We start from the raw sequence: 26,792 nt of genomic DNA on the forward strand, positions 1-26,792 counted from the left end.
AAAAGCATGAATCGCAGTGCTGCCATTCATGCTTTGAGTTTAACGTTTTAAATTGCCGTTTGCGGGTCAAACAGTCTTAAGCAAGGGCCTTACCTATTTCGAATCCAGCGCCTCTCAGTTCTGTTAACTTGACTCGCAATCCCCCCATTTCCATCTTTAAGCCCTTCTTGGTCGCTAATTGCGATAACCAACTGGTTTTATCGTCATCATCTATGCTGTCCCACTCCTCCAGCACTTTATAGGCGAGGCACAACAAGGCGGCCAATTTAGAAAACGGATTCGAATCCTTGGGGTGATCCTGATACAGAATGCCCTGCACCAGCGCGGGGGTAAATTTCCAGTTTTGGGCCAACAAGGCGCCTATATCGGGCGAATCATAGCCGAGCAGTTCACGCTCAAACGTATGCTTATCTTTGCCCTGAGCGACGGCTTCGGTAATCTTCTCGGCATCTTCGGGGGAAATCGCCGCAATCAGTAAGTCACCAATCCGATGGAGGATCCCACAGGTAAAGGCCTCATCGGGCTGTACCCCACAACGTTTGGCCATCTCTTGGCAATAGAGTGCAATTTCAAAGGTCTGCCCCCAAAACTGCGCGAGATCAACCCCTTGGCATTTAGGCACAGAGCCCATCACCGCCGACGCTAGGACCAACGTCCGCAGCGTCTGCATGCCAAGGCGCACTACGGCTTCGTCAATACTGCCCACCTCGCGGCTGTGACCATAGTGGGCGCAATTTGCCAGCCTCAGCACCTTAGCGCTGATCAAGGGATCGTGGGACACCTTAGTCGCAATATTTTTGACCGTGGCATTATCATCGTTAACTACTTCAAGCAGCTCACTAATGGCTTTAGGTAAACGGGGTAAGTCATCGACTCGACTCAGTAGCGCAGCAGAATCCATATTTATTCTCCTTCGACATGAATGATCAAAATATAGAACACAGAATTTAGCCTCGCTTGCAAAGATATCGCCGTATATCAATGGCGTCTGGCACTTTTGTCTTACTTCAAACGATATTGAAAGCAGGCCGTGATTGCTACAAATCCGCTCGGCAGGCGCGATTGGCTCGTGCTTTATGCCATTCCAGCCCGTCAAAAATTGCTCAACAATTATGCTTATTTGTAAATAAATATTTCTAAAATTTAGTGATAGGTGATATAGATTAAATCTTGTTCATCCATTGTAAGGAAACACTGTGGGCCAAAATGCACTCGTTAATCGCACAGGTATTATCCTTGTTAGCGCACTGATCACCTTAGGTTTGTTCGTGTTTATGGCGCAACTTATCCATAATCCGCAGCCCTTGAGCGGACAAGCGAGCGATGCGCCGCAAATTAATATTTTGATGAGCGAGCGAACACCCATTCCGCCGAAGGAAAGCCGTAAACCCGAACCACCTAAACCCATTCCGGCTAGGGAGCGCGTTACCGCTCCGGGTGAGAGCAATCAACTCGTCGATTTCAACACTCAGACTTTTACCCCCGAAATGCCAACTCAAACCACACTCTTTACCCAATCGGCAATGACGGCCGAAGCCTTACCTGTGGTGCAAGTGTCACCTCGCTATCCCATTGATGCGGCGCAAAATGGCAAGGAAGGTTATGTGGTCGTGGGATTTGATATTACGGCGGATGGTAGTGTCAGCAATGTGCGCGTGCTCGATGCTAATCCGAAGCGAGTGTTTGATAAGGCGGCACTGTCAGCGGTGCAAAACTGGAAATACAAACCTAAGTTTGATTCTGGCAAGGCCGTGCCACAGCTGAATCAACAGGTACAGCTCGACTTTAAACTGGATCAGAAGATTTAAGACCAAGAGACCAGAACGCATGATAGTTGGCGTTCTGGTCTGTCATTCAAAGATAGTTCTGCACTTCGGACACTAAGACACTTTATTTACCGCTAAGCTCTGTTTGCGACTGATATGCGTCTTTTGCCACCACAAAAATGGTGCCACGAACAAAATCAACACCAGCACGTAGGCCATGCTTGCCCCAAGCGCGATACCTAAGGCCAAACAGAAGCCACAACCTAATACCACTAAGGGTAAGTTGCTGCGGGGCAATAGCTTAGCCGCGGCTAACATCGCCATTAAATAAATCACCACGAACACCCCATTACTCCATGCAATCAAATGTTCGAGCTCTTGGCCCGTGGTGTGGGTCAGCACTATCACACTCGCCATCACGCTGAGTAACGCCGCCAAGGCGCGGATAGGCACCCCGTGACGATTTTTTACCGCAAAGCAGCGTGGCAAAATGCCTTCGTTACTAAAGCTCCAGATAAGGCGTGCGGCACTGGCGGCATACACGTTAACCGTAGCAAGACCACTGGCAATCCCCAGCACACCAATCACTTGTGCGCCATAGCCGCCCAAGAGCGCATCGAACACACCGATCATGGCCACGCTTTTATCGGTCGGCACTAACAATAAAATCAAGGTACAGGCCACATAAATAATGCCCACCAGCACAGTGCCCATCATCATCGCTGGGATCATATCCTGCTGCGGACGGCGGAAATCATCGGCGAGGTGAGTCATGGCCTCAATCCCAAGGAAACTCCAAAAGGCGATACCTGCGGCAATCATAATGGTGGGGATTTCTGGCGCGCCATAGCTCGCTAATGAGGTTAAGTGCCCAGGTTGCACACTGCTCGCCCCGAATAACAGCACCACAATCGCTACAATACAAAGGGTTAAGCCAAATTGCAGCTTGGCCGAGACTTGAATGCCACGCAGATTAAGTAGGAACAAGCCGAAAATCACTAATACCTCAGCGCCCACCTTAGACCAGCCATCTAAAGGGATGAGTGCATTAACGAACTGGAAGGTCATCAAAATCGCGGCCGGCGCGCCCATGGGCACTACCAGTAAAAAAATCAGCCCAATAGTACGGCCAGCGGTGCGACCAAAAGCCTTTTCGACAAAATAAGCGGGACCCGCTGCATGGGGAAAGACACTCGCCAGTCGGCCAAAAATCAGTGCCACCGGAATAATGGCTAAGGTCAGGAGTGACCACGCGATAAGCGCGCCAGCCTGGGCTTTGTCGATTGTCATTTGCGGGAGAATAAACACCCCTGTGCCCAGCAAAGTGGTGGCCATCAAGCCTGCGCCTTGCCAACGTCCTATAGTTCCGCTATGTGAGTTCATCTGTTAAAATTCAGTGGTTTTGAAGCCGTCAGTATAGTGAGATTTTACGCCGCAATCTGCCGTCAATCTCAGTGTTCTTCATGGCAAACACCGGCAAAATGACGGCAAAAATGCATATTTCCGGCAAAATGACGGCGCAGCCCCAGCGCAGGGTGCTTAAGCCTGCCTTGGCGATGTGCCTCGCGCTTTTTTACAACCCGTTTTTATCGGAGCTCAAGTTGGATAAGTTTGATACCGCCATCATCCACAGCCTGCGACAAGATGCACGCCAGAGTGTCTCCAGTATCGCTGAGCAGGTTAACCTTTCCCGTAGTGCGGTTGCCGAGCGGATTAAAAAACTCGAGCAAACTGGGGTGATCCGCGGCTATCAGGTTTTGCTGAGCGAATCGCAAAAGGAAGGCGTGTCGGCCTATTTCGAAATCCAGCATAAATGCCCGCGCTGCGCCGATGTGGTGCATGTGTTCCATGCCATCCCCGAGGTGATCACTTGCCGTGGTATCTCTGGCGATATGGATTTGTTGGTGTATGTGCACGCCCCGTCGATGCGCCGCTTGCATGAAATTCGTGAATATATCGATACCCACACGGACATCATTAAAATCAAAACCCATGTGGTGATGAGCGAGTGGATAAATAATATGGGTGAATAAACGTGCTTTGCCCCCAAACTAGAAACGCCACCCCTAAGGAATAAAGGTGGCGAGGCCCTTGTGGAGGCAGGGCAAACAATACCTAAATATCAAATATGGCTTCCCTTCCCAATAACCTCCCTGTGACAGCAAATCGCGACAAGACAACACACCTTTAATTACTTCAGCCAGCGTGATTAAAGGGAGTTAGCTCACGGTGCTTCCTTAGACACCGCTTCGCCATTCACCGTAATTCCTTCTTATCTATAACCTTGGGCGAACCCTGCCCAATTAAACGACCGTCATTTGCCCCGTGTAGAGAATAAAGTTACGCAGCAGAAGCACACCAATGAGACTTAAGCATGCAGTGCCTGCAACATAAGCCCACTTACGTTTTGAAGTGGCCGTCATAAACAGGTTCATCGCCAATGGGCCAGACAACCCCAATCCGACAATACCAATCCAGAAGATCCATCCCCAGAAGCCATAACCTATCGCATTGAAGGCGGCAAACTTACTCTGACCTCCCGATAAGACGAGCCCCATAAAGAAGGTGAAAATCAACACTATCTCCACCAAAATTAATGGGATCTCAACTTTATGGATAAAGTGCACTTCCTTGGCATTGGGGTTGGCATTAAGTAGCACGCCACCCAAGAGGGAAGATGCGGCGCCCGATGAAAGCCCTGAAGCCAAAAATAGCAGTGGCAACACTGGGTTTTTCAACATCGGATAGCCGGGTAAGGCCGACAGTAAAAAGCCGGTATAAGCCCCGAGCGCGAGGGAGAAGATCACCAACAAACCAGTAATCGTTGCCTCGAAACGGCTCAGCCAAGCGGTGAACTTCAGCACTATGGGGAAGCGACTCTCACACCAAGCATCAATAGGTTTACGGAATAACAAGCCAATCCACATAAACATAAAGACTTGGTAAATCAGCAGAATCAATACCCCCATCGACATCACTGACTTGGGATTATAGAAGACTAAGATCTTCCAAAAATCGAAGGGCTTAGTTAAGTCCAAGACTAAGATGCCCAAACCCGCCATCACAGCCACGGGCGCCACAATACAGGCCGCTTGTACAAAGCCAGACTGGTAGGCGTTATGCTTTAACACAAAATGTTTGAGTAACACCGCAAAGAACATGGCGCCGGCCGATGCGCCCGCTAAAAACAGGTAAATCGCGATCGGCCAATGCCACACTAGCGTATCAAAATGTAGGGCGCTCATATTGCTACCTCCCCTGATTTGGCCACAATGCGGAACAGTTTTGGCCGCGTTCCTAGGTCAACCTTAGCCCTTTGGGTCGGGTTAGCCTTCAGCACTTGTACCACCTGTGAACTCGGATCCTTTAAGTTTCCAAACACTAAGGCCTTAGTTGGACAAGCCGCGACGCAGGCGGGCTGTTTACCTTGGGCCAGATTAGTCTCACGGCAAAAATCACACTTGTCCGCGGCATGGGTAACGGGATTGATAAAGCGAATTTTGTAGGGACAAGCCGCAATACAATACTGACAGCCCACACACTTCCACGCATCCACCGACACGATCCCCGTCTCTTTATCGATAAAAGCGGCACCAGTCGGGCAGACATTGACACAGGGCGCATCTTCACAGTGCTGGCAAGACTTACGGCTAAAGTGATAAAACTGGTTTGGATATTCTCCGTAAGGTCCGGTTTGTTCTATCTTCAGCCGCGCCACGCCCTCGGGCACCTGGTTGGTTTCACGGCATGCAACCTCACAGGCTTTGCAACCTATGCACTTAGTCTCATCGTGGATCAGCGCATACTTCACGCTGGGTTCGGCCTTCGCCTCATTCGAAGCACTGACAGTCGCGAGTAGGGTCGCTCCCGAAGCGCCGGCCAACAGCGCACATGTCCCTTTGAGAAATCTTCTTTTTGAATTTTCCATAACCTTACTCCTGCTGGCCTGTATGACAGTTACGGCACAGCTCACTGCGAACCTTAGGCGTCATGTCGGCCATAGGTTCAGTTGGGCTATGTAATTTATGGCAAGCGGCGCACGCCACTTTTTGCGCATGCACATTATGCGTCCACTCTTGGGAACTGAGTTTGGCGGGCCTGTGGCATTTTTGGCATGCCTGTAATTGCACTGTGGTTTCGGATGCCTCATTTAATCCAAAAACCACTAAATCATTTGGTTTTTTAGGGTGATCACCCTTTTCACCGTGACAACTGGAACAGGTCATTTTCATGGCATCCTGGCCGTGATGCCCTAACATTTGACCATTACGCTTATGACACTTCATGCAAGCATCACTGTTGATTTGCCTAGCAGGCTCAGCACTCATCGCAGAAAAACTGAGCAGTACAGCAACGACACCCAAGCGTAATGACCACAGCCATTGTCGTGTAGACATAGCGAGTCCTCATATTGATAGATGGGGAAATACAGAGGAAGTCAGGGTTCGGAAGGCTCCGAACCCGACAGTCGTGGTCAGACGGCTAAAGCTTGCTTAAGGCTTTGGGTATCCCACTGTTTATGCTGGTTCATTTCAATAAAGCCAATATTGAATTTACTGAACAGCTTTTTCATGGGTGAGTTAATTTGCTTACCAGCGTGGCTGATCACCATTTTGACTTCAGAAGAGTCATGGTCAATCAACACATAGTCGAGACGGCATTCGTGATTTAAATCAGCATCATGCTGGTCCATATCAAATACAGTGTCTAACGGCACATTGCAGCAGACATCATATTTACCTTCTACGACAGTTTTGAGTGATTTAAAAAAGCTGAAGCTTTCTTCATCAAATAACACTGGTTTGAGTTTCATTTCATGATGAGCGTCATCAGGATCTGCTCTAAAAAACTTAATGCAAGTCATGACAAACATTACAAACACGAATGGAACTGCGACGAATAGTACAAAGTACATAAACGCATAGCTGAGAATGACTGAAGTGTTCATATACGCCTCCAATAACACAATTATATTTTTGTTTTCTCCTTTAAAGCAGCTTCAGTATTATTGTTAATCCCATTTATTTTTTTGACATAGATCACATTTAAAAATACAAAATTACACATAAACAACAAGTTAAGATACAGAACACATTACCGTTTAACATAAATCTAAAATGCACATATTGATAATGGTTAATTAATAAATTGAAATTCAAATAGTCAAATATCACAAACTAAAATTTCAAATTAAATTAAAGATGTTTTTTGAAAAATAAAAAATTCAAATCTAAATTTCCTGTTACACATAGATAGAAAAAAGGTGCTAGACTTGAGACTGGTTTCACATTAATTTTAATTACCAACACCATAATAATTCCTTGCTTATCTAGTGCTTGCCCAATATTAAGGAATATAAAAAATGCATATTAATAACATGGACAACCTCGATATTTTGAGTTTAAAAATATTGGTTTCATTATATGAGAACAAATCTGCAACCTATGTATCAAAGGCGTTAGATATCCCTGCCCCCAAAATAAGTCGCAGCCTAAAAAATCTGCGGGAAACATTTGGCGATGAACTTTTCATTCGTAAAAAATACGGTTTATTTCCAAATGAGTTTGTAACTCATTTATATCCTATTGCGAAACAAACCATAGAATGCTCGGATAAATTTCAAAAAGTGCGCGCGGCAAATGCAAGCCAAGTCAAAACCCATGTTGAAATTGCTGCGCCGGGCCTCATTGCCTATGCGTTTCCTAAAGCCTTAATGCAGGCCATTAAGGAAGAACAAAAGCCGATGCAGATTAATATCACCCCTTGGTCGCTGCACACGACACAGGACATCATCAATGGCGATGTGGCCTTAGGCATTTGCTGTAATAAGAGCACCGCCGATGTGGCGGCCTTTGGTGATAAGTTGCAAACCACGACGCTGCAACGCATGGACAAGGTTTACCTCATCGCCAGCCGTAACCATCCGATTTTTAAACGCGAAATCACGCTTGAGAGCATCGCCGAGTATCCCTATGTCAATACAGATCTTGGCAACCCCAGCACTCGCCTCAGCCCATATCAGGAGTTCTGTATTAAAAATGGCATAAAACTCAATACTGAAATTACCATTACCAGTATTTCTAGCCTGTTTGAATATCTCGGCGAGAGCCAGACAATTTCATTACTGCCCTATCGAGTGGTCTACGAGATGGTGAGCGATATTCCCGAGTTACACACTTGTCAGCTGTCGCAACTGGAGGCCGAACGTTTGTACGCCCACACCGAAGCGCCAACGATTTTCCTCGTGCAAAAAAACCAACCGAATAAGGTGAATGAGGACTTGCTCTGGCTAAGCGGACAGATAAAGAAAATTGTCGACCATATTATTTAGCGGCTCCTGAACCTGAATTTTCATCTTGTAATACGAGGTGATAGGCATACTCTGCCTTAGCTTAGGCTCCACCTCATCCCCCCACAATGTCGACCCAAGTTTTGTTAAGCCAGGCATACATCTTGCCCGCCAAACACGTTACACTAAGCCCATCTTTATCCTGATAGATCTTGCTATGCGAACCGAAAACACAGCCACACTGAACCTGATGTGGGGCGCACTTATTCTGGAAGAATTAGCACGTCTTGGTGTGCAGCATGTCTGCATGGCGCCGGGCTCACGCTCGACACCGCTAACCTTAGCCGCGGCTCAGCAAACCAAGCTTAAACGTCACTTGCATTTCGATGAGCGTGGCTTAGGTTTTATGGCACTCGGATTAGCCAAAGCCAGCTGCGCCCCCGTGGCGATTATCACCACCTCAGGCACGGCCGTCGCCAACCTTTATCCTGCGATAGTCGAAGCTTGGTTGACCCATGTGCCCTTGATTGTCTTAAGCGGTGACAGGCCGCCAGAGTTACTCGGTTGCGGCGCCAACCAAGCCATAGTGCAGCCGGCGATTTTTGCCAATTATGCCCAGCAAGTAAACCTGCCCACGCCAGATGCGCACATTGCGCCGCAGATGTTACTCACAACCCTCGATGAGGCGGTGGCAAACCAAACACGCCCAGTGCACATCAACTGCATGTACCGCGAACCTCTATATCCGAGTGAGATGAGTGGCACCATTCTCGATAGCGAATCGCCTTATCTGAGGCCACTACAAACCTGGCTGCAACACGCCAAACCCTACACTCAATACGGTAAGAGTGAACAGCTCAGCAGCCCGAGCGATGATGCCATTATGCGTTTCGTCCACGGTAAGGGCGTCATCATCGCGGGTACACTCACGCCGGAGCAAGATCCACAGCAACTCATCGCCCTCTCACAAAAGCTTGGTTGGCCATTACTGACTGATGCACAGTCGCAACTTCGGCAACATCCTGCGGCGATAGGCAATATTGACCAACTACTGCAACACCCTAAGGCGCGCAATCTATTGCAAGAGGCGGACCGCGTGCTGGTATTTGGTGGGCGCTTATTGTCCAAGCGTTTGATTGCTTACCTTGCCGAGCAAAACTGGCACAGTTACTGGCAAGTGCTGCCACAACAGGACAGACTCGACCCAAGCCATAATGCCAAACACATTTGGCACGCCAACGCAGCGCAATTTGCTCAACTTAATTGGTATCGTTCCTCTTCGGCCAATTGGGCCAACACCTTAGTCACCTACAACGATGAATTACATAGTTTATTTGTACGTAATATCGATCAAGGTGAGTTTGGTGAGGCGCAGGTTATCCGCGCCATTGCCAATGCGCGGCCGTTAGAGCAGCAATTGTTTATCGGCAATAGTCTGCCCGTGCGGTTATACGATATGTACGCTCCTGTGAGTTGTTGCACGGCCACCACTTATACCAACCGCGGCGCATCGGGGATCGACGGCTTACTGGCCACCGCCTGCGGCATTGCCGCGCATCAAGGTAAACCCACGAGCTTGATTATTGGGGACTTATCCCAACTGCATGATCTCAACTCTTTTGCCATTGCCCGCAGCTTAACCAGCCCGTTGGTGATCATTATTCTCAACAACGACGGCGGCAATATCTTTAATCTCTTGCCCGTTCCTAACGAGGAGCTGCGCAGTGATTACTACCGCTTAAGCCATGGCCTAGAGTTTGGTTATGCCGCTGCTATGTTTAATCTGCCATATAATCAAGTGGATAATTTAGCCGACTTCCAAAGCTGTTATCACGAAGCGCTGGATTATCAGGGCGCCTCAGTGATCGAAGTCAGTGTAAGCCAACACCAAGCCAGCGAGCAGATCGCCGCGCTGAATTTATGGGTGAAACAAAGCTAATGCCAACCGTGGCCCGTTACGGGGAAGTCTCGCAACCAAACTTAGTCCTGCTTCACGGCTTTTTAGGGACTAAGGCCGATTGGCTGCCGCTTATCCCCGCACTGAGCCAGCATTTTCACTGTATCTGCCTCGATTTACCCGGACACGGCGATAATCAGCACGAGCTGCCATCGACGCTCGCCAATGGTTTCGAGCATTGCGTTCAAGACATTATCAGTCGCCTCGATCGCCTTGGTATTGAATCCTTTTATCTCTACGGTTATTCCCTCGGCGGCCGCATCGCCCTGCACCTTGCCAAGGCGTATCCGCAGCGCGTTTTAAGCTTATGGCTAGAGTCCTGTCATCCCGGGCTAATCGATACCGCAGAGCAAGCCGCACGCAGTAAAAACGACAACTTGTGGGCCAAACGCTTACTCAGCTTAAGCAGTCGGGATTTTTTACAGCTTTGGTACCAGCAAGCGGTGTTTGCCGATATGTCCGACAAGGCACGGCATGCCTTGGTAGCAAAACGTGCGTCGCTGCTCGACCAACATCCCAAGCAGACACTAAAACAGATCTTTTTGGCCACATCGCTGGCTCGCCAAGCCTCTCTCTGGGATGTACCTGAAAGCCTTGGCTGTGAATGCCATTTTTTTGCTGGCAGCCAAGATGCTAAATTCACTGCCATAGCAAAGGATTGGCAAGCACAACAACCCATCATCTTGCATCAGATTGAACAGGCTGGGCATAACATACATCAGGCCAATCCCACGGCATTAGTTGCCTGCTTAAGCGCGCTAAAGCTTAAAAAATCGATGACTTGATACAGATAAATTTAGGGAAAATATGATCTTAACTTCGCTCAGCTTGTACTTATATCGCCTGCCCTTAGACCGCTTTTTACCTGTGGGGAAACAACGCATCGACCACAGAGCAGGCTTAGTGTTGCAGGCAAAGGCACAAGCAGAGGGCGAAGAAAGCGAGCAACTTGTTGAAATCGCGCCGCTCTCAGGGTTTGATATCGACCAACAGCCATTGTCCGGCTTTAGCCGCGAGAGCCTAGACGAAGTACAACAGGCCTTAGTGATGCTATTGCCCAAGCTGCAAAATCAACCTATCGATTACTTGCTCGAGCAGGCCGAAGCAAGCCCCTATCCGTCCATTGCCTTTGGCTTGAGCCTATTGCACGCCAAATTTAGCGGAAAACTCGAGTCGGTGCGGCCTGTCACCGCCACTGTGCCGTTGATTTATCAGCCGTTGGATGCGCCTAAAACCGAATTGATCGCTAACATTGCGAGTCTTGATAGCGGGGTGCACTCAGTCAAAGTGAAGGTTGCGCAAACCTCAATGGAAGATGAATTGAGCTTGATTTATGGCATCTTAGGCCAGAGACCCGATCTAAAGCTGCGCTTAGATGCTAATCGCGGCTTTAGCTTAGAACAAGCCCTCGATTTTGCCGCTTGTTTACCGCTAGAGAGCATTGAATATATTGAGGAACCTTGCCAGCATCCGCAGGATAATCAAACCCTGTATCGCGCTATTCCTCTGCCCTACGCCTTAGATGAATCCCTCAATGACCCGGATTATCAATTTGTGATGCACGAGGGACTCACGGCACTCATCATCAAACCCATGCTACTTGGCAGTATTGAAAAACTTCAGCGCCTTATCGACGAGGCCCACAGCCATGGCGTGCGCTGTATCTTAAGCTCAAGCCTTGAGGCCAGCTTAGGTATCAATGACTTGGCCCACTTAGCCGCCATACTGACGCCCGATGAAATCCCAGGGCTCGATACTTTGAGCGCCTTCAGCCAAGACTTAATCGTACCAAGCGGTAAGCCCCAATGCTTAAAGCTTCATCAACTTAAACTTGTCGCTAGTACGCAGCAGGATTAATCGCCAATGTCCGAATCTCAAACACTGGCACCATCCCAATCCATTGCACAGCAAGGTATCTCGCCATTACATAGCGCGGCGCTCACCTCACCCACACAAACGGCGGTTAAGTGTAATGGGCAGGACATCAGCTACGCCCGCTTAAGCCATATGGTGCTGGGCTTGGGTGAACAGCTCACGCGCATCGGCGTAGGCCCTGGGCAACCACTGGCATGTATCAGCCGCAATAATCTAGAGATGATTTGCTTGTATTGGGCCTGTGTGGATATTGGCGCAATCTTCTTTCCTATCTCGCCACGTTTTCCGCTGGCGCAAGTTCAAGGGCTTATCGATAACCACCACATTCCTTTCTATTGGAGCGAAGCGGCGCTGGCCTTGTCAGGCAGTCATCAACTCACGCTGGATTTTAGCCTCGATACGGCCCCTAGCACCGACCTCGCCGCGACAGCTTTTGATATTTATCGTCCAAGTAATGTGATTTTAACCTCTGGCTCCAGCGGTTTTCCCAAGGCGGCCGTGCACAATCTTGCGAACCATATTGCCAATGCCGAGGGCGCCCGCAGTCTTATCCCGCTGGTCACTGGTGATGCTTGGTTGTTGTCGTTACCTCTGTTTCATATTGGCGGCCTCGCCATTCTCAACCGCTGCGCCCTAGTGGCGGCGACGGTAGTGCTGCCGGATCCGACTCTCCAGCTACAGGCGCAAATCGAGCGCGACGGCTTAACCCATGCTTCCCTCGTGCCTACACAGTTACTCAATCTACTCGCCGACAAACAGGCTTCACTCAAGAGCATTAAAGCCCTGCTGCTCGGCGGTGGCGCAATTTCTATCGATTTACTTAAGCAGCTGGAACAGCGGCATATTGCCAGCTTTACCAGCTACGGCATGACGGAAATGGGCTCGCAAATCACCACAGGCCCCGCGCTAAGCGATGGCACCAGTGGCAAATTACTCCCAGGGCGTGAGCTCAAAATTGTCGATGGGGTGATTTGGGTACGGGGAGATTGCTTATTTATGGGCTATCTCACGGATAATAACATTGAAAGACCACTGGATGCCAAAGGTTGGTTTTACACTAAAGACAGGGGCGAATGGGATGCTAACGGCAATCTTAAGATCTTGGGCCGTGTCGATAATATGTTTATCAGTGGTGGCGAAAACATTCAGCCAGAGGAAATTGAAGCCGCGCTAAAACTGCATCCGCTAATTGATGAGGCGATCGTCTTTCCTCAGCCTGACGTGACCTTCGGCCAACTCCCCGCCGCCATTATTCGTGGCGATATTCTCAGCAGCGGAACTGTCGGCAACAACACAAGCCAAAAGATAAGCGCAATAGAGGCTGAACTTGAAGTCTTTCTCGCCGACAAAATCGCTCGCTTTAAACGACCACGTCGCTATTACCCTTGGCCAGAGCATGTCGAGCAAACGGGTTTAAAAGTGAATCGCAAGCGACTTATTGCCGCTATTCAATCCGAATCTTGATAACTCTTGGTAACTCTTGATAAATTCGGCCACAAAAAAACCTGCCGTAGCAGGTTTTTTATGTTATCACGCCGAGCCTAATTAGGCTTCCATACAAGCCTTAAGCTTGTTCATGGCGTTTTTCTCTAACTGGCGAATGCGCTCAGCCGAGACTTGATAGGTTTCTGCCAATTCCTGCAGTGTGGTTTTATCATCGTCTAACCAACGGGCACGCAGAATATGCTGGCTGCGCTCGTCTAAGGTTTTGATGGCCGATAATAAACGACCTTGGGCATTGGATTCCCAGTTATCGTTTTCGATGTTTTCGGCTAAATCCGACGAATGATCTTCGAGATAATGCACAGGGGCAAAATCCTGCTCATCATCGTTATCACTGCTGAGGTCAAACGCAGGATCCTGCGCCGCCATACGTGATTCCATCTCAGTCACATCGGCCTTAGATACACCTAAGTTTTCCGCCACCATTGCGACTTCATCATCGCTAAACCAACCGAGGCGAGTTTTCGCTTTACGGATATTAAAGAACAACTTACGTTGTGCTTTGGTGGTTGCGACCTTAACAATGCGCCAGTTTTTCAGCACATATTCGTGAATTTCGGCTTTAATCCAGTGCACAGCAAAAGACACTAGACGGACGCCCACATCGGGATCGAAGCGCTTAACCGCTTTCATCAGACCGATGTTGCCTTCTTGGATCAAATCCGCCTGTGGCAGACCGTAACCTGAGTAGCCCTTAGCAACGTGCACCACAAAACGTAAGTGCGACATAATCAGTTGCTTCGCCGCTTGCAGATCACCCGTTTCCTGCAAACGCTTGGCTAACTCATACTCAGTCTCAGCGTCTAACATTGTCATGCTAGTCACTGAATGGATATAAGCTTCTAAACTACTGCTGCCCTGAGGGACTGTTAGTGCCATTGATTGCGTTTGAAAGGTCATTCGCGCTCCTACTCTCTTACTACTTATCAAATATAAGTCGATTTCATCCTGTGGTTTAACTCAAAACACCTTGAGGATGAGCTGACGAACTATCGGCTAATTGACAGAGTATGTCAACCTTCGCTCGTCTAGGGTGTTACTTTTAACCCCGTTGAATAGACATTGCAAGTGAACAAAAGTTCATCGCTTGCCTTATCTACTCGCATTTTTAAACGATAAATGATTGATCATTAAGAGGGTTCAATCGCTCTTAAATGTTGCCTTACCGAAAGGTAAGAACCCAGCCAACCTAAGAAGGAGGCTAAGCCCACTAATTGTAGCAGTTCGGTAAAGGTCAGAGATTTCATCTCTAGCTGACTGCCGTACAAACCGAGCAGCTCAGCGAGGGCTGAATCTAGATACCAAACCAATAGGTTAATGATAAGCCAAGCCAATACACCGCCAATGACCCCGTACCAAATGCCCGTATAAAGGAAGGGGCGCTGAATAAAGGACTCAGTGGCGCCAACCAGCTTCATCACTTCAATTTCGGTGCGACGGTTCATAATCGCTAAGCGAATGGTGTTACCTATCACCAACACCACGGCGAGTACCAGTAGGGCAGCAATCGCCATCACGGTACGTTCGAGTAAGCGCACCACGGCTTGCAGACGCTCTAGCCATTCGATATCTAAACGGCCAAAACTGATTTCAGGCTCGCGCTCCAGCTTAGACAACAACTCACGGGCACCCACTGGGGTGGAATAACGCTGGGTCGGCGTCACGGTAATCACCGCTGGCAGAGGGTTTTTATCGAGATAGGCTAACGCCTCACCAAACCCCGAAAGGCGCTGAAATTCCTCAAGCGCTTGATTGCGGTCGATATACTGCACCTTTTCCACTTCGGCATAGGCTCGGATGCGGGTCAGTAAACTTTGAATCGTCTGCTCGCTGCGATTTTCATCGATAAACAGTGAAATCTCCGCCGCGCTGTTCCATGAGCTAGTAATAGTCTCAGCATTTTTCACTAACACTTGCAGCGCCGCAGGTAAACTTAAACTCACCCCGAGAACCGCCATGGTCATCAGCGAAGAAACTGGGCTGCGCCACAACTCACCCATACTCGCCATGGCTTGCTGCACATGACGAATAAAAAACATCACGATACGCCCAGAGATAGGCAACTTGCTGCGCGTTAATTTAGCGTTGTCACTCATTGCGCATCACCTCGAGCCGTCGCGTGTCCATGGTGTAATTCCTGTGCGCCGAGCATACGCCCTTGTTTCAGGGTAAAAGTGCGGTACTTCATCCGCGCAATCAGCCCCAAATCGTGGGTAGCAATAAGCACGCTAGTGCCTGCATCGTTAAAGGTTTCGAATAAGCGCAAAATATCCATCGACAACTTAGGATCTAAGTTACCCGTCGGTTCGTCGGCCAGCAATAGTGGCGGTTTATTCACAATGGCGCGGGCGATACCGACACGTTGCTGCTCACCACCGGATAACATGATGGGGTTATGGCGCTCTTTGCCATACAAACCCACCATATCCAGCGCACCAGCGACACGTTTGCGGATCTCACCGTGGGAAAAACCTTCAATCACTAATGGCAAGGCGACGTTGTCGAATACGCTTCTGTCCATCAATAGATGATGGTTTTGGAAAATCATTCCAATATTGCGGCGCAAATAGGGCACGTGTTTAGGGCTGATTTTGGCAATATCGTGGCCATTAATCGCCACCCGGCCAGTGGTTGCGCGCTCGATCACTGTGATTAATTTCAACAGGGTACTCTTACCCGCGCCCGAATGGCCGGTTAAGAATGCCATTTCACCTTTTTGTAGATGAAAATTCACCTCTTCCAGTGCCATTTGGCCACCAGGATAAATCTTACTGACCTGCTGAAAATCAATCATAAATTAGCTATCCGCTTTCTCTTGAGTGAACAAGGCATCAATAAATTCTTTAGAATTAAAGGTACGCAAATCATCAATTTGCTCACCCACGCCAATATAACGTAGCGGGATTTTAAACTTATCGGCAATCGCAAACACCACGCCGCCTTTGGCGGTACCGTCGAGCTTGCTGATGGTCATGCCAGTAACGCCAACGGCCTCTTGGAATAGCTGCGCTTGGCTAATGGCATTTTGGCCCGTGCTCGCATCTAAGGTCAGCATCACTTCGTGTGGCGCCTCAGGGTCGAGCTTCTTCATCACCCGCACCACTTTCTTTAACTCTTCCATCAGATGCGACTTGTTTTGCAGACGACCGGCGGTATCGGCAATCAAGATATCAATCTTACGGGCCTTGGCCGCTTGCAGCGCATCGAAGAGTACCGAGGCACTGTCTGCGCCCGTATGCTGAGCCACCACGGGAATATTATTACGTTGACCCCAAACCTGTAATTGCTCAACCGCTGCAGCACGGAAGGTATCGCCCGCCGCTAACATCACAGACTTGCCCTGACGCTGATATTGCTTCGCCAGTTTACCGATAGTGGTGGTTTTACCCACACCGTTAACGCCAACCATTAGAATCACATAAGGGCCGTTAGCATTTTCAGGCACTAAAGGGATAGCGACAGGATCGAGGGTCTTCTGCATTTCATCACGCAGCAAATCGTAGAGCGCTTCGGCATCTTTTAGTTGCTTGCGAGACGCATGTTCGGTCAGGCTCTGGATAAGGCGTGAAGTGGTTTCAACCCCCACGTCGGCGATTAATAGCTGCTCTTCCAGCTCTTCAAACAGATCATCATCGATTTTTTTACCACGGAATAACCCGATGAAACCGCTACCAATATTTTCGCTAGTGCGCATCAGGCCGCGCTTTAACCGCGCGAAGAAACTTTCTTTGGCGGGTTTTGCCTGAGGTTCGGGTTGTTGCTCAAGGGGTTGTTCAGCTTGGACCTGTTCAGCAGCAGCTCGCTCTGCTTGGGCTTCTGCAGCAACTCTTTCGGCTTCTTCTTGTTCAGCGGCTAACTGCTCAGCCTGAGCTTGCTCCGCCGCTAAACGCGCGGCTTCGGCGGCTTGTTGTTCGGCTAAACGTGCAGCTTGCTCTTCGGCAATGCGCAGGGCTTCTGCTTCTGCTTGAGATTTTGCGGCTTGTTCTGCTGCAACTCTCTCGGCTTCTGCTTGTTCAGCGGCTAACTGCTCTGCCTGAGCTTGCTCCGCCGCTAAACGCGCGGCTTCGGCGGCCTGTTGTTCGACTAAACGTGCTGCTTGCTCTTCAGCAATGCGCAGGGCTTCTGCTTCTGCTTCTGCTTGAGCTTTTGCCGCTTGTTCTGCTGCAACTCTTTCCGCTTGCGCTTGTTCAGCGGCTAACTGCTCTGCTAGAGCTTGCTCCGCCGCTAAATGCGCGGCTTCGGCGGCCTGTTGTTCGGCTATACGTGCAGCTTGCTCTTCGGCAACACGCTGGGCTTCTGCTTCTGCTTGAGCCTTTGCAGCTTGTTCTGCTGCAACTCTTTCCGCTTCTGCTTTTTCGGCCGCTAATTTGTCGGCTAGAGCCTGTTCGGCGGCTGCCTGTTCCGCCGCGAGACGGGCTTCTTCAGCTTGCTGCTTTGCTAATGCTTCGGCTTGCTCGGTTTGCGATGGAGTAGAGACTGGGGTTTGCTCGACAACCTCATCTTGTGATTTATCTTTACGAAACCAGGAGAAAAAACCTTTCTTTGCCATGTGTAATTCCAGCGCTCTACTTCAGTGTTGAATTTAAAATAAGACCCTGCCGTTATACCAGATTACCGCGGCAATTACGCCCAAAAAGTCGGCAATTAGTTCTGCTCTATCAGCCTTCTCACCTTTTACTAGGAGTTTGATATAAAATAGTGGCCTTTATTAAGGTGGCATAGTCTACCACTTTCTTTCTTCAGGCAAAATCACGGGGGCTCTTTGGCTAATAATCGTGCAAACAACAAGCAAGTGACCAAGAGTCAAACGGCCAATAAGAAAGCCGGTAGTGGCCAAGTGCGGATCATTGCCGGGCAATGGCGTTCGCGCAAACTGCCCATCCATGATTTAGACGGCCTGCGGCCGACCACAGATAGAGTCCGCGAAACCCTATTTAACTGGCTTGCCAATGATATTGCCCATGCAAGGGTGCTCGATTGCTTTGGTGGCAGTGGCGCCTTGGCGCTTGAGTCTCTCTCACGCTACGCCAGTTATGCCAAGATTATCGAGTTGCAACGTCCTGCCGCCATGCAACTTAAAGCGAATCTCAATACCCTCAAGTGCGACAATGCCGAGGTACTCAACGCCGATACTCTAGTCGTGCTGCAAAATGGCTGCGAGCAAGGGTTTGACGTGGTGTTTATCGATCCGCCTTTCCGTAAAGGCTTGGCAGAAAAAACCATTCAACTTTTGGACAGCCAAGGTTGGCTTAATGATGGCGCGCTAATTTATGTTGAGATTGAGTCGGAATTAACTCAAATGGCAGTCCCTGCGACTTGGCAACCGCTCAAAGACAAGACAGCAGGGCAAGTCAGCTATCGCTTATATCAATACCAGGCCGAGGACTTTCAGGCTAACACCGAGGAATAGCATGTCGTTTCTGATCAATATGGGCAAAGCCATTACCTTAATCGCGTGGCTAATGATGGCTTATAACCTTGTTATGCCTTTTGCAGGCAATATCGGCATTATTCTCAATATCTTGCTCGGCATTACTTGCTTGATGCATTGCTTCCAAGTTGCCATCTTCCATATGTTGTTTAAAAACCTGCTAACACTGCGCAAGCAAGATTATCTGCAAGTGTTTATCTTCGGTGTGTTTAGCCTTTTGGCTTTTCGCAAACTGGTTTTATCCCAATCCAATTAATGCTCGGCAAGCAAAAAGCCCTCTTCCGAGGGCTTTTAATTTTCATATTAAGCTATTGAAGCGCTAAACCTTATCCTTTTGGATAGGGGTGAGCGACACCTTTGTGACAATCCACACAGGTCTTTCTTGCTTCAGGATCTTTCTTGAAGTTGTTGCTGTGCATTCTCACAGCCATTGGCTTCATAGTGTCAGGCTGGTTCTCGTAAATACGAGTATGGCAGTGTTGGCAGTTTGCAGAGTCATTACCACGGAAGTAAGCCAATGCTTTGTCTGCTTGTTCTTTGCGGTTTTCGTCTAACCAAGCTTGAGTGTTAAAGCCATCGATCGTTAAGAAACCGTATAAGTCTTTAGATACGATGATCTTCTTAATTAAGTAATCCACTGGACCGTGTGGTAAGTGGCAGTCTTGACACTGTACTGTCACACCCGCACGACCACCGCCGTGGGCAGAAGCTAACACTTCATCTTTCAATGAGTGGTTGCTATGGCAGCTCATACAGAATGCGTCTTCGCTTGTCGCATGTAAGGTTTGCTGGGTTGCAAAGTAGCCCACAACACCGACAACAATACCGACGACGATCAGCGCCAGGATGGAATATTTTGCGCTTGGTTTAAATAGTGCACGCCAGTTCATCACTCTATCTCCAAAAAATATTGTCAAAATTAGTTTTTATAAGACTATTTTATATTTTTTCATTTATTAGAAATTTGATTTTAAGCCTAAAAATGCCCATTAATTTAAACTTAAAAGTGCAAAATGAGACTTAGGTCTAACTCTTAATACATAACTCACTCAACCCAGCTTAGCAGAGCTTGAGGGTACTTCAACTCACGCTAATACATTAATCATTATGCTAAGCGACCAATGATTAAGTACTACCTTATGAAGCTAAGGCAATGAAATCATTTTTAGAATACAAAAATGTGATCAAGACGACATTTAACCTGCAAAGCCACAGTGTGATACATAAAAAAACAAAATGAGTATGAAACTTTTCATCAACTTTAATGGTCATTAGAGGTAGATATTATTTTAAGTGAGTTTTTATGGCTAAGTTTTGGATCACCATAGCACTGTTATTTTCACTTATCGCCCAATCGGCGATGGTGAATGCTATGCCAACTTCAGCGATGAATGACTTCCACGATACGCCCAGCATGCAGATGGTCGATGGCAAGATGAAGTGTACTATGCCCGATTGTCCTTCGGACGAATGCATGCTGCATTGCCAAGACTCCCTCACCAACCACTGTAAAACCCATTGTCTCGCACAACTTTATCTCTCTACGTCACAACCCCAACTCGCACTGATGAACCATGCGAGTAAGCGTATTGCAGTCCAAAGCTGGGCGATTCAAACGGCCGATCTCGGGTTAACCACACCCCCTCCCAACTCCAATTTGCTGTAACCGATCTGTTTTAAGTTTTAGCAATTAAATCGATTCAATATTCCGCGATGATGACGCCACGATTGCGCGCTCACGCGATATAGCAAATTTTTGGAGTTTATTATGAAAACCACTTTAATCAACAAAACCTTAGTTGGCGCGACTTTAATCATGAGCACTCTGGCGATTAGCATGACGGCTAACGCAGCAACCCTAAAAGGTACAGAAACACTCAATGTTGTCAGCATTAATGGCCAAGCCACTAAAGCGTTTAAACCCGTTGAACTGCCCGAAGGTAAAGTACTGGTTGAAGTTAAATATCAAGATGTATTCAACTACCGTGCGGACGACAGCGGCACTTGGGTGAAGTCGGAACCTTTATTCTTTACCTTAGATGTTGCATCTCAGTCTAATTACCAAATTAGCACGCCTAAATTAGTCATTGAGGCGGATGCGAGACGTTTTATTAAAAATCCCAGCATTCAATTAAGTGTGGATGATGCGACGCCACAGCCACAGCCATTGCAAAACCACAGCCAATTAATGGCGGATATGTTGAAAAACCATCCCTCAAAATAATTAAACCGTAGGAGTTTATAAGCGGGGGCATTAACTGAAATGTGAGTTAACTCATTGCAGGATAATGCCTCTATGCTAAAATCGAGCCGTTCATTATTTGGAATATTTATGCATCACACACTAGGTCGTTCACTATTAGTCATATTCACTTTACTCGCACTCGTCGGGCAAAGTGTTGCGTCTAATGGTCACGCGATGGTGATGCGCTCTATGGAAATGAGCGCTATGGTTCATAACCCTTCCAGCCAAGGAATGGACCATGCCGCCATGATGCAGATGAACACAGAGAACCGAGCTGATTCAGGTGCAATGGCCAGTACAGATTGCTGTAACGATCAAATGCTTCCCGGCGCGAAGCAGCACTGCTGTGATGGCACCACATCTTGTCTTAATGACTGTGGACATTGTTTAACGATTTCAGTTGCCGGCACTCTTTTCAGCCCACACCTTTGGCCCAGTGTTGGACTGAGTGATACCCCAGTGGCCACTCCTATGCCTCATTTCCACTCTATCTCCCTGTCTTCGGCCTTCAAACCGCCGATAGCCTAGCCTCATTGTGCCCTTTTTTCAGGGCGAACAAAGCTAACAATTTATTTCGCCGTTTATTGTGGTGCACCAACAACTCAGCACCCAGAGTAAAGCAAAAGCGTAGTACTGATCCCGCTGACCGCTATGGCAGCCCTATTCGCGCAGGTTATCGGCGCAGAATAATACCAGTCACGTTTTATGCACTCATATTCGGCTACCAAACCCGATGGAGTGAACAATATGAAAACCTTAACTAATCTTGCCTTAGTTGCATTTTTAATGACCAGCACCAGTGTGTTTGCTACGGCAACGCCCCATGAGCACCACCATGACAATGCTGCGCCACAGGAACAAGCTCAAACCTATGTTTGCCCTATGCACCCAGAAGTGACAGGTAACAAAGGTGACACTTGCCCTAAATGTGGCATGAATTTAGAGCCAAAAGCGACTGAAGAAAAAATGGCTGACGGTGCAATGCACAAAGACCACGCGCACCACTAAGCTAGGCTGGAGATGAGGCATATGAAGCAATTTAATAAAGTAAAAAAGCCGGGCCCTAAGGCTGTATTGATACTCAGCAGCCTACTGATGGGAACGCCTTGGTTAACCCAAGCACAGCTCGTTAATGCTGCAACACAAGCTGAAGCGGGCCACGAACATGCGCACGATACTAACAGCGCAAATCAAGTCAAAACCTACACTTGCCCAATGCACCCCGAGGTTGAAAGTCACGAACCCGGTCGTTGCCCTAAGTGTAATATGTTCCTCGTTGAGAAGGAAGAAGAGGAAGAGGCAAGCGCTGCCGGCCAACATGCGGATCATCAAGCCAGTGGCGCAAGCCAAAATGCGGCGCAAGTCTTTGATACACCAACGCCTAAAGCCAATAGCTTAGTCAAGAATCAAAGTTCAGGGGCAACCATAAAATACGTCTGCCCTATGCACGCCCACATTATTAGTGATGTGCCAGGCACTTGCCCTATCTGCGGCATGAATTTAGAAAAGGTTGAAACCGGCGGTAATACCCAAGAAATCAACCTCAATGTCTCTGGCAGCATGCAGCAAGCACTCGCCCTGAAAGTGGCCGAGGTTAAACGCGATACCCTATGGAAATTTGTCGAAACAGTGGGCCAAATAGACTACGACGAGAGCCAAATCAACCATGTGCACGCCCGTGTTACTGGCTGGATTGAAAAGTTGATGATCAAATCCGTTGGCGACTCAGTCAAAAAAGGCCAGCTGTTATACGAGATCTATTCACCCGATCTGATTAACGCCCAGGATGACTATCTATTAGCGCTCGATACCGCTAAGTCTGCGGGTAATGGTAGCCGTTATCAGGATTTAGTCCGTAAAGCGGGATTACGCTTGTCACTACTTGGAATGAATGAAAAGCAAATTCAACAACTTGCCGACTCACGTCAGACCCAGTACCGCGTGCCTTTCTATGCCCTGCAAGATGGCATTGTCAAAGCACTCGATGTGCGCGATGGCATGTATATCCAACCGTCTACTGAGGTGATGTCGGTTGTCGACCTTTCCAAAGTGTGGGTGATCGCCGATGTGTTTGAAAACGAGCAAAGCTGGATTGCCCTAGGGCAAAAAGCCGAAGTCTCTGTGCCCGCCATGAATATCAGTGGTATCGAAGGCACCATTGACTATATCTACCCAGAGCTTGACCCCATCACCCGCAGCTTAAGAGTGCGTGTGGTGCTGAATAATACCGATGTATCCCTCAGACCTAAGACGCTTGCCAAGGTCTCGCTCTTCGGCGGGCCCAATAAAGATGTGTTAGTGATCCCGCAGGAAGCCCTGATCCAAACGGGTAAAGAAAACCGCGTGATAGTGAAACAGGCCGACGACAGCTTTACCGCTAAGGCCGTGACGGTCGGCATGATGAGCCAAGGTAAGGCCGAGATAGTCTCGGGTCTCAGTGAAGGTGAACGCGTGGTGACATCGGGACAATTCCTACTCGACTCCGAGGCCAGCCTCAAGGGCAGCTTAATGCGTTTAAGCAGCGGCCATCAGCACTAGGAGCGGATTATGTTGAAATATATTATCGAGTCCTCGATCAGACAAAGGCTCATGGTGTTGATTATCGCCATGATGATCACTGTCTGGGGGATACAGGAGCTGCGTAAAACGCCGCTCGATGCTCTGCCGGACTTATCCGACGTGCAGGTGATCATTAAGACTCCTTATCCGGGTCAAGCGCCAAAATTGGTTGAAGAACAAGTAACTTACCCACTCTCAACCGCCATGTTAGCCGTGCCCGGTGCAAAAACCGTGCGGGGTTTCTCGATGTTTGGTGACTCTTATGTGTATGTTATCTTCGAAGATGGCACCGACATCTATTGGGCGCGTTCGCGGGTGTTGGAGTATTTAAGCCAGATCAGCAGTCGCTTACCTCAAGGAGTACAACCATCACTCGGCCCCGATGCCTCAGGCGTGGGTTGGGTATTTGAGTACGCACTGGTCGATCGCTCCGGCAACTTAGACCTGTCGCAACTGAAAAGCTTGCAAGATTGGTATCTCAAACTCGAGCTACAAAGTGTTGCAGGCGTCTCCGAAGCTGCGACCGTTGGCGGCATGGAACAAACCTATCAGATCGTGCTTGAGCCGGACAAAATGGCGATTTACAAGCTCGATATCGCCGCCGTTAAGCAAGCGATCGATAAAGCCAACAGCGAGGCAGGTGGTTCAGTGGTCGAAATGGCCGAAGCAGAGTACATGGTGCGCGCTAAGGGTTATCGCCAAACCTTAGAGGATTTCCGTGAAATTCCTTTAGGGATCACTAGCCCATCCGGCACAGGCTTGTTGCTTAAGGATGTTGCGACCGTCCGTAAAGGCCCTGCTTCTCGCCGTGGTATTGCCGAGCTAGATGGCGAAGGCGAAGTCGTGGGCGGCATTGTGGTCATGCGTTACGGTGAAAACGCCCTCGCGACTATCGATGCGGTTAAAGCCAAACTTGAAGAGTTAAAAACCGGTCTGCCTGACGGCGTGGAAATCATTCCAACCTATGACCGCTCGCAACTGATCCAAAAGTCCGTGGATAACCTATTCAGCAAAGTGGTCGAAGAAATGCTGGTCGTGGGCTTAGTGTGTCTGCTGTTTTTGCTGCATGCGCGCTCAACCTTAGTGGCCGTTATCACCTTGCCGCTGTCGATTCTCATCGCCTTTATCGTGATGAACAAAATGGGCGTGAATGCCAACATTATGAGCCTTGGCGGTATCGCCATTGCTATCGGTGCGGTCGTTGACGGTGCCATCGTGATGATCGAAAACCTGCACAAACATTTGGAGCATTTTAAAGCCGAGCACGACCGTGAGCCTTCGGTAAAAGAGCATTGGCGTATTGTGACCGAGGCTTCGATTGAAGTCGGCCCAGCGCTATTTTTCTCGCTGATTATCATCACCTTAAGCTTTGTGCCCGTCTTCGCGCTAGAAGCGCAAGAAGGACGCTTATTCGCACCGCTCGCCTATACCAAAACCTTTGCTATGGCCGCGGCCGCGTTTTTATCTATTACCTTAGTGCCGATTCTTATGGGTTACTTTATCCGTGGGAAAATCCCAAGCGAGCGCAGTAACCCTATCAGTCGCGTGCTGATTGCCCTGTATCAACCGGCATTAAAACTGGTGCTTAAGTTCCCTAAAGTCACCATTGTGCTTGCCTTAGTGGCATTAGCGAGTGCTTGGTATCCTATGACGCGCATGGGCAGTGAGTTTATGCCCGCCCTCGAAGAGGGGGATTTACTCTATATGCCAACGGCACTGCCTGGGATCAGCGCCAGTAAAGCCGCCGAAGTGCTGCAACAGACTGACCGTTTGATTAAAACCGTCCCTGAAGTCGCCCGCGTATTCGGTAAAGTCGGCCGCGCCGAAACCGCAACCGATCCCGCGCCGCTGACCATGCTCGAAACCACGATTATGCTTAAACCCCATGAAGAGTGGCGTGAGGGCATGACCTTAGACGGCATCATCAATCAGCTGCAACAAACGGTAAAAGTGCCCGGCCTAACCAACGCTTGGGTGCAACCAATTAAAACTCGTATCGATATGCTGTCGACGGGGATTAAAACCCCCGTGGGGATTAAGATCACTGGCGCCGATGTCAATGAGCTACAAACCCTAGGCGCTAAGATTGAAGCTATCTTGAGTAAAGTGCCGCACACCAAATCGGCCTACGCCGAACGCAGTGGTGGCGGTCGCTATATTGATATCAGCCCCAAACTCGATGTAGCCGCCCGCTATGGCATGACACTACAGGATATCCAAGATGTAGTACGTTACGCGATTGGCGGTATGGATATTGGTGAGTCGGTGCAGGGCTCAGAGCGTTACCCCATCAACCTGCGTTACCCACGCGAACTGCGTGACAATATCGAGAAACTGCGCGAACTGCCGGTGATCACTAAATCTGGCCATTATTTGCCACTGCGTAACTTGGCCGACATCGAAATTACCGATGGCGCGCCTATGCTTAAGAGTGAAAACGGCCGCTTAATTTCGTGGGTGTTTATCGATATCGAAGGCACTTCGATTGGTGAATATATCGCGGCCGCCAAAACAGCCTTGGAGGAGGAACTCGTGGTCCCAGCTCGTTACAGCTACAGCTTTGCGGGTCAGTACGAGTACATGCAGCGGGTCGACGCTAAACTCAAGCAAGTGATCCCTATGGCACTCGGGGTAATCTTTATCCTACTGATGATGACCTTTGGCTCGACCATGCAGGCCAGCATTATTATGCTCAGCCTTCCCTTCGCCCTCGTGGGTAGCACTTGGTTGTTGTATCTGCTCGACTACAACATCTCGGTCGCCGTAGCGGTAGGGATGATTGCCCTTGCGGGGGTCGCCGCCGAATTCGGGGTGGTGATGTTGGTGTACCTCAATAACGCCATTAAGCATAGGCAAGAGAAAAACACCTACCACACGGTCGAGGACTTAAAAGAAGCCTTGATTGAAGGTGCGGTCATGCGGATCCGTCCAAAGGCGATGACAGTAGCAACCATCTTCTTCGGCCTCTTGCCCATCATGTGGGGCGCAGGTTCGGGTAACGATGTAATGCAAAAAATCGCCGCACCTATGGTCGGCGGTATGGTGACAGCACCGATATTGTCGCTGTTTGTTCTGCCTGCACTGTATCTTCTCATTTACTCACGTAAATTAAAGCAAGACGCAGTTCACTGATAGCAAAGGCATAAAAAAATCCCTCAAACCATAAT

General features: G+C 48.9%; 26 protein-coding genes. 15 read left to right on the forward strand and 11 right to left on the reverse strand.

All coding sequences use genetic code 11. From position 1 onward, the window contains the following. Positions 1-76: 76 nt before the first annotated feature. Positions 77-901: an HDOD domain-containing protein gene (locus N5E87_RS20155; RefSeq protein ID WP_011624479.1), complete on the reverse strand. Its 825-nt coding sequence runs from the start codon at positions 899-901 to the stop codon at positions 77-79. 295 nt (positions 902-1,196) lie between these two features. Between N5E87_RS20155 and N5E87_RS20160 the strand changes: the two genes are divergently transcribed. Continuing rightward, the gene (locus tag N5E87_RS20160) at positions 1,197-1,808 is read left to right on the forward strand and encodes an energy transducer TonB (protein WP_086903539.1); all 612 of its coding nucleotides are present in this window, start codon (positions 1,197-1,199) and stop codon (positions 1,806-1,808) included. Between the two features lie 72 nt (positions 1,809-1,880). Here the strand turns inward: N5E87_RS20160 and yjeH are convergent, their stop codons facing one another. After that, positions 1,881-3,149: an L-methionine/branched-chain amino acid transporter gene (gene yjeH, locus N5E87_RS20165; protein ID WP_086903538.1), complete on the reverse strand. Its 1,269-nt coding sequence runs from the start codon at positions 3,147-3,149 to the stop codon at positions 1,881-1,883. A 218-nt stretch (positions 3,150-3,367) separates the two neighbouring features. Between yjeH and N5E87_RS20170 the strand changes: the two genes are divergently transcribed. Continuing rightward, positions 3,368-3,799, forward strand: coding sequence for an Lrp/AsnC family transcriptional regulator (locus tag N5E87_RS20170; protein ID WP_086903574.1), 432 nt, complete (start codon positions 3,368-3,370; stop codon positions 3,797-3,799). A gap of 270 nt (positions 3,800-4,069) precedes the next feature. Here N5E87_RS20170 and nrfD read toward each other — a convergent pair whose 3' ends face one another. The 4 genes from nrfD to N5E87_RS20190 form a co-directional block, all read right to left on the reverse strand. Then, positions 4,070-5,011, reverse strand: coding sequence for a cytochrome c nitrite reductase subunit NrfD (gene nrfD / locus N5E87_RS20175; RefSeq protein WP_011718680.1), 942 nt, complete (start codon positions 5,009-5,011; stop codon positions 4,070-4,072). After that, complete coding sequence (locus N5E87_RS20180) at positions 5,008-5,694, reverse strand: 4Fe-4S dicluster domain-containing protein (RefSeq protein ID WP_011624484.1); 687 nt, start codon at positions 5,692-5,694, stop codon at positions 5,008-5,010. Before N5E87_RS20180 ends, nrfD begins: the two co-directional genes overlap by 4 nt. Positions 5,695-5,698: 4 nt before the next feature. Further along, positions 5,699-6,163 carry a nitrite reductase gene (locus N5E87_RS20185; protein WP_086903537.1) on the reverse strand — a complete coding sequence of 155 codons (465 nt, stop codon included), beginning with the start codon at positions 6,161-6,163 and terminating at the stop codon, positions 5,699-5,701. A 77-nt stretch (positions 6,164-6,240) separates the two neighbouring features. Further along, the gene (locus tag N5E87_RS20190; RefSeq protein WP_279775799.1) at positions 6,241-6,714 is read right to left on the reverse strand and encodes a DUF2726 domain-containing protein; all 474 of its coding nucleotides are present in this window, start codon (positions 6,712-6,714) and stop codon (positions 6,241-6,243) included. A 414-nt stretch (positions 6,715-7,128) separates the two neighbouring features. Between N5E87_RS20190 and N5E87_RS20195 the strand changes: the two genes are divergently transcribed. From N5E87_RS20195 to menE, 5 genes are all read left to right on the forward strand, one after another. Continuing rightward, complete coding sequence (locus tag N5E87_RS20195; protein ID WP_011718683.1) at positions 7,129-8,097, forward strand: LysR family transcriptional regulator; 969 nt, start codon at positions 7,129-7,131, stop codon at positions 8,095-8,097. 175 nt (positions 8,098-8,272) lie between these two features. After that, positions 8,273-9,994 (forward strand): 2-succinyl-5-enolpyruvyl-6-hydroxy-3-cyclohexene-1-carboxylic-acid synthase, encoded by a 1,722-nt coding sequence (menD, locus tag N5E87_RS20200; RefSeq protein WP_279775800.1) that lies wholly within the window; start codon positions 8,273-8,275, stop codon positions 9,992-9,994. Next, positions 9,994-10,797, forward strand: coding sequence for a 2-succinyl-6-hydroxy-2,4-cyclohexadiene-1-carboxylate synthase (gene menH, locus N5E87_RS20205; RefSeq protein ID WP_279775801.1), 804 nt, complete (start codon positions 9,994-9,996; stop codon positions 10,795-10,797). The genes menD and menH overlap by 1 nt, the downstream gene beginning before the upstream one ends. Before the next feature lie 22 nt (positions 10,798-10,819). After that, complete coding sequence (gene menC, locus N5E87_RS20210) at positions 10,820-11,869, forward strand: o-succinylbenzoate synthase (RefSeq protein ID WP_279775802.1); 1,050 nt, start codon at positions 10,820-10,822, stop codon at positions 11,867-11,869. 6 nt (positions 11,870-11,875) lie between these two features. Beyond that, positions 11,876-13,351, forward strand: a complete 1,476-nt coding sequence (menE, locus tag N5E87_RS20215; protein WP_279775804.1) for an o-succinylbenzoate--CoA ligase — start codon at positions 11,876-11,878, stop codon at positions 13,349-13,351. Between the two features lie 81 nt (positions 13,352-13,432). On the opposite strand, the gene rpoH is transcribed toward menE, so the two are convergent. The 4 genes from rpoH to ftsY form a co-directional block, all read right to left on the reverse strand. Continuing rightward, positions 13,433-14,290 carry an RNA polymerase sigma factor RpoH gene (gene rpoH / locus N5E87_RS20220; protein ID WP_011624492.1) on the reverse strand — a complete coding sequence of 286 codons (858 nt, stop codon included), beginning with the start codon at positions 14,288-14,290 and terminating at the stop codon, positions 13,433-13,435. Positions 14,291-14,520: 230 nt separating this feature from the next. Next, a complete protein-coding gene (ftsX, locus tag N5E87_RS20225; RefSeq protein ID WP_011624493.1) occupies positions 14,521-15,486 on the reverse strand; it encodes a permease-like cell division protein FtsX in 966 nt (321 codons plus the stop codon). Beyond that, positions 15,483-16,184: a cell division ATP-binding protein FtsE gene (gene ftsE / locus N5E87_RS20230; protein ID WP_011624494.1), complete on the reverse strand. Its 702-nt coding sequence runs from the start codon at positions 16,182-16,184 to the stop codon at positions 15,483-15,485. Before ftsE ends, ftsX begins: the two co-directional genes overlap by 4 nt. A 3-nt stretch (positions 16,185-16,187) precedes the next feature. Continuing rightward, on the reverse strand, positions 16,188-17,939 hold the full coding sequence (gene ftsY / locus N5E87_RS20235) for a signal recognition particle-docking protein FtsY (RefSeq protein WP_086902432.1): 1,752 nt from the start codon (positions 17,937-17,939) through the stop codon (positions 16,188-16,190). A 213-nt stretch (positions 17,940-18,152) separates the two neighbouring features. On the opposite strand from ftsY, the gene rsmD reads away from it, so the two are divergent. Both rsmD and N5E87_RS20245 read left to right on the forward strand, forming a co-directional pair. Continuing rightward, positions 18,153-18,800, forward strand: coding sequence for a 16S rRNA (guanine(966)-N(2))-methyltransferase RsmD (gene rsmD, locus N5E87_RS20240; protein ID WP_086902433.1), 648 nt, complete (start codon positions 18,153-18,155; stop codon positions 18,798-18,800). Position 18,801: 1 nt separating this feature from the next. Then, on the forward strand, positions 18,802-19,077 hold the full coding sequence (locus tag N5E87_RS20245; RefSeq protein ID WP_086902434.1) for a DUF1145 domain-containing protein: 276 nt from the start codon (positions 18,802-18,804) through the stop codon (positions 19,075-19,077). A 70-nt stretch (positions 19,078-19,147) separates the two neighbouring features. On the opposite strand, the gene cymA is transcribed toward N5E87_RS20245, so the two are convergent. Next, the gene (gene cymA, locus N5E87_RS20250) at positions 19,148-19,711 is read right to left on the reverse strand and encodes a NapC/NirT family cytochrome c CymA (RefSeq protein WP_086902435.1); all 564 of its coding nucleotides are present in this window, start codon (positions 19,709-19,711) and stop codon (positions 19,148-19,150) included. A 413-nt stretch (positions 19,712-20,124) separates the two neighbouring features. On the opposite strand from cymA, the gene N5E87_RS20255 reads away from it, so the two are divergent. The 6 genes from N5E87_RS20255 (at position 20,125) to N5E87_RS20280 (ending at position 26,757) form a co-directional block, all read left to right on the forward strand. Next, positions 20,125-20,487, forward strand: a complete 363-nt coding sequence (locus N5E87_RS20255; protein ID WP_011624499.1) for a hypothetical protein — start codon at positions 20,125-20,127, stop codon at positions 20,485-20,487. Positions 20,488-20,589: 102 nt separating this feature from the next. Further along, on the forward strand, positions 20,590-21,045 hold the full coding sequence (locus N5E87_RS20260) for a DUF2057 family protein (protein ID WP_086902436.1): 456 nt from the start codon (positions 20,590-20,592) through the stop codon (positions 21,043-21,045). A 72-nt stretch (positions 21,046-21,117) separates the two neighbouring features. After that, positions 21,118-21,594 (forward strand): hypothetical protein, encoded by a 477-nt coding sequence (locus N5E87_RS20265; RefSeq protein WP_011624501.1) that lies wholly within the window; start codon positions 21,118-21,120, stop codon positions 21,592-21,594. Between the two features lie 219 nt (positions 21,595-21,813). Next, entirely contained in the window at positions 21,814-22,074 is a 261-nt protein-coding gene (locus N5E87_RS20270) for a heavy metal-binding domain-containing protein (protein ID WP_023266436.1), read from the forward strand. 21 nt (positions 22,075-22,095) lie between these two features. After that, the gene (locus tag N5E87_RS20275; RefSeq protein ID WP_086902437.1) at positions 22,096-23,604 is read left to right on the forward strand and encodes an efflux RND transporter periplasmic adaptor subunit; all 1,509 of its coding nucleotides are present in this window, start codon (positions 22,096-22,098) and stop codon (positions 23,602-23,604) included. A 9-nt stretch (positions 23,605-23,613) separates the two neighbouring features. Further along, entirely contained in the window at positions 23,614-26,757 is a 3,144-nt protein-coding gene (locus N5E87_RS20280) for a CusA/CzcA family heavy metal efflux RND transporter (protein ID WP_086902438.1), read from the forward strand. Positions 26,758-26,792 lie beyond the last annotated feature (35 nt).

The organism is Shewanella sp. GD03713, assembly GCF_029843705.1.
In the GTDB taxonomy this organism is placed as follows: domain Bacteria; phylum Pseudomonadota; class Gammaproteobacteria; order Enterobacterales; family Shewanellaceae; genus Shewanella.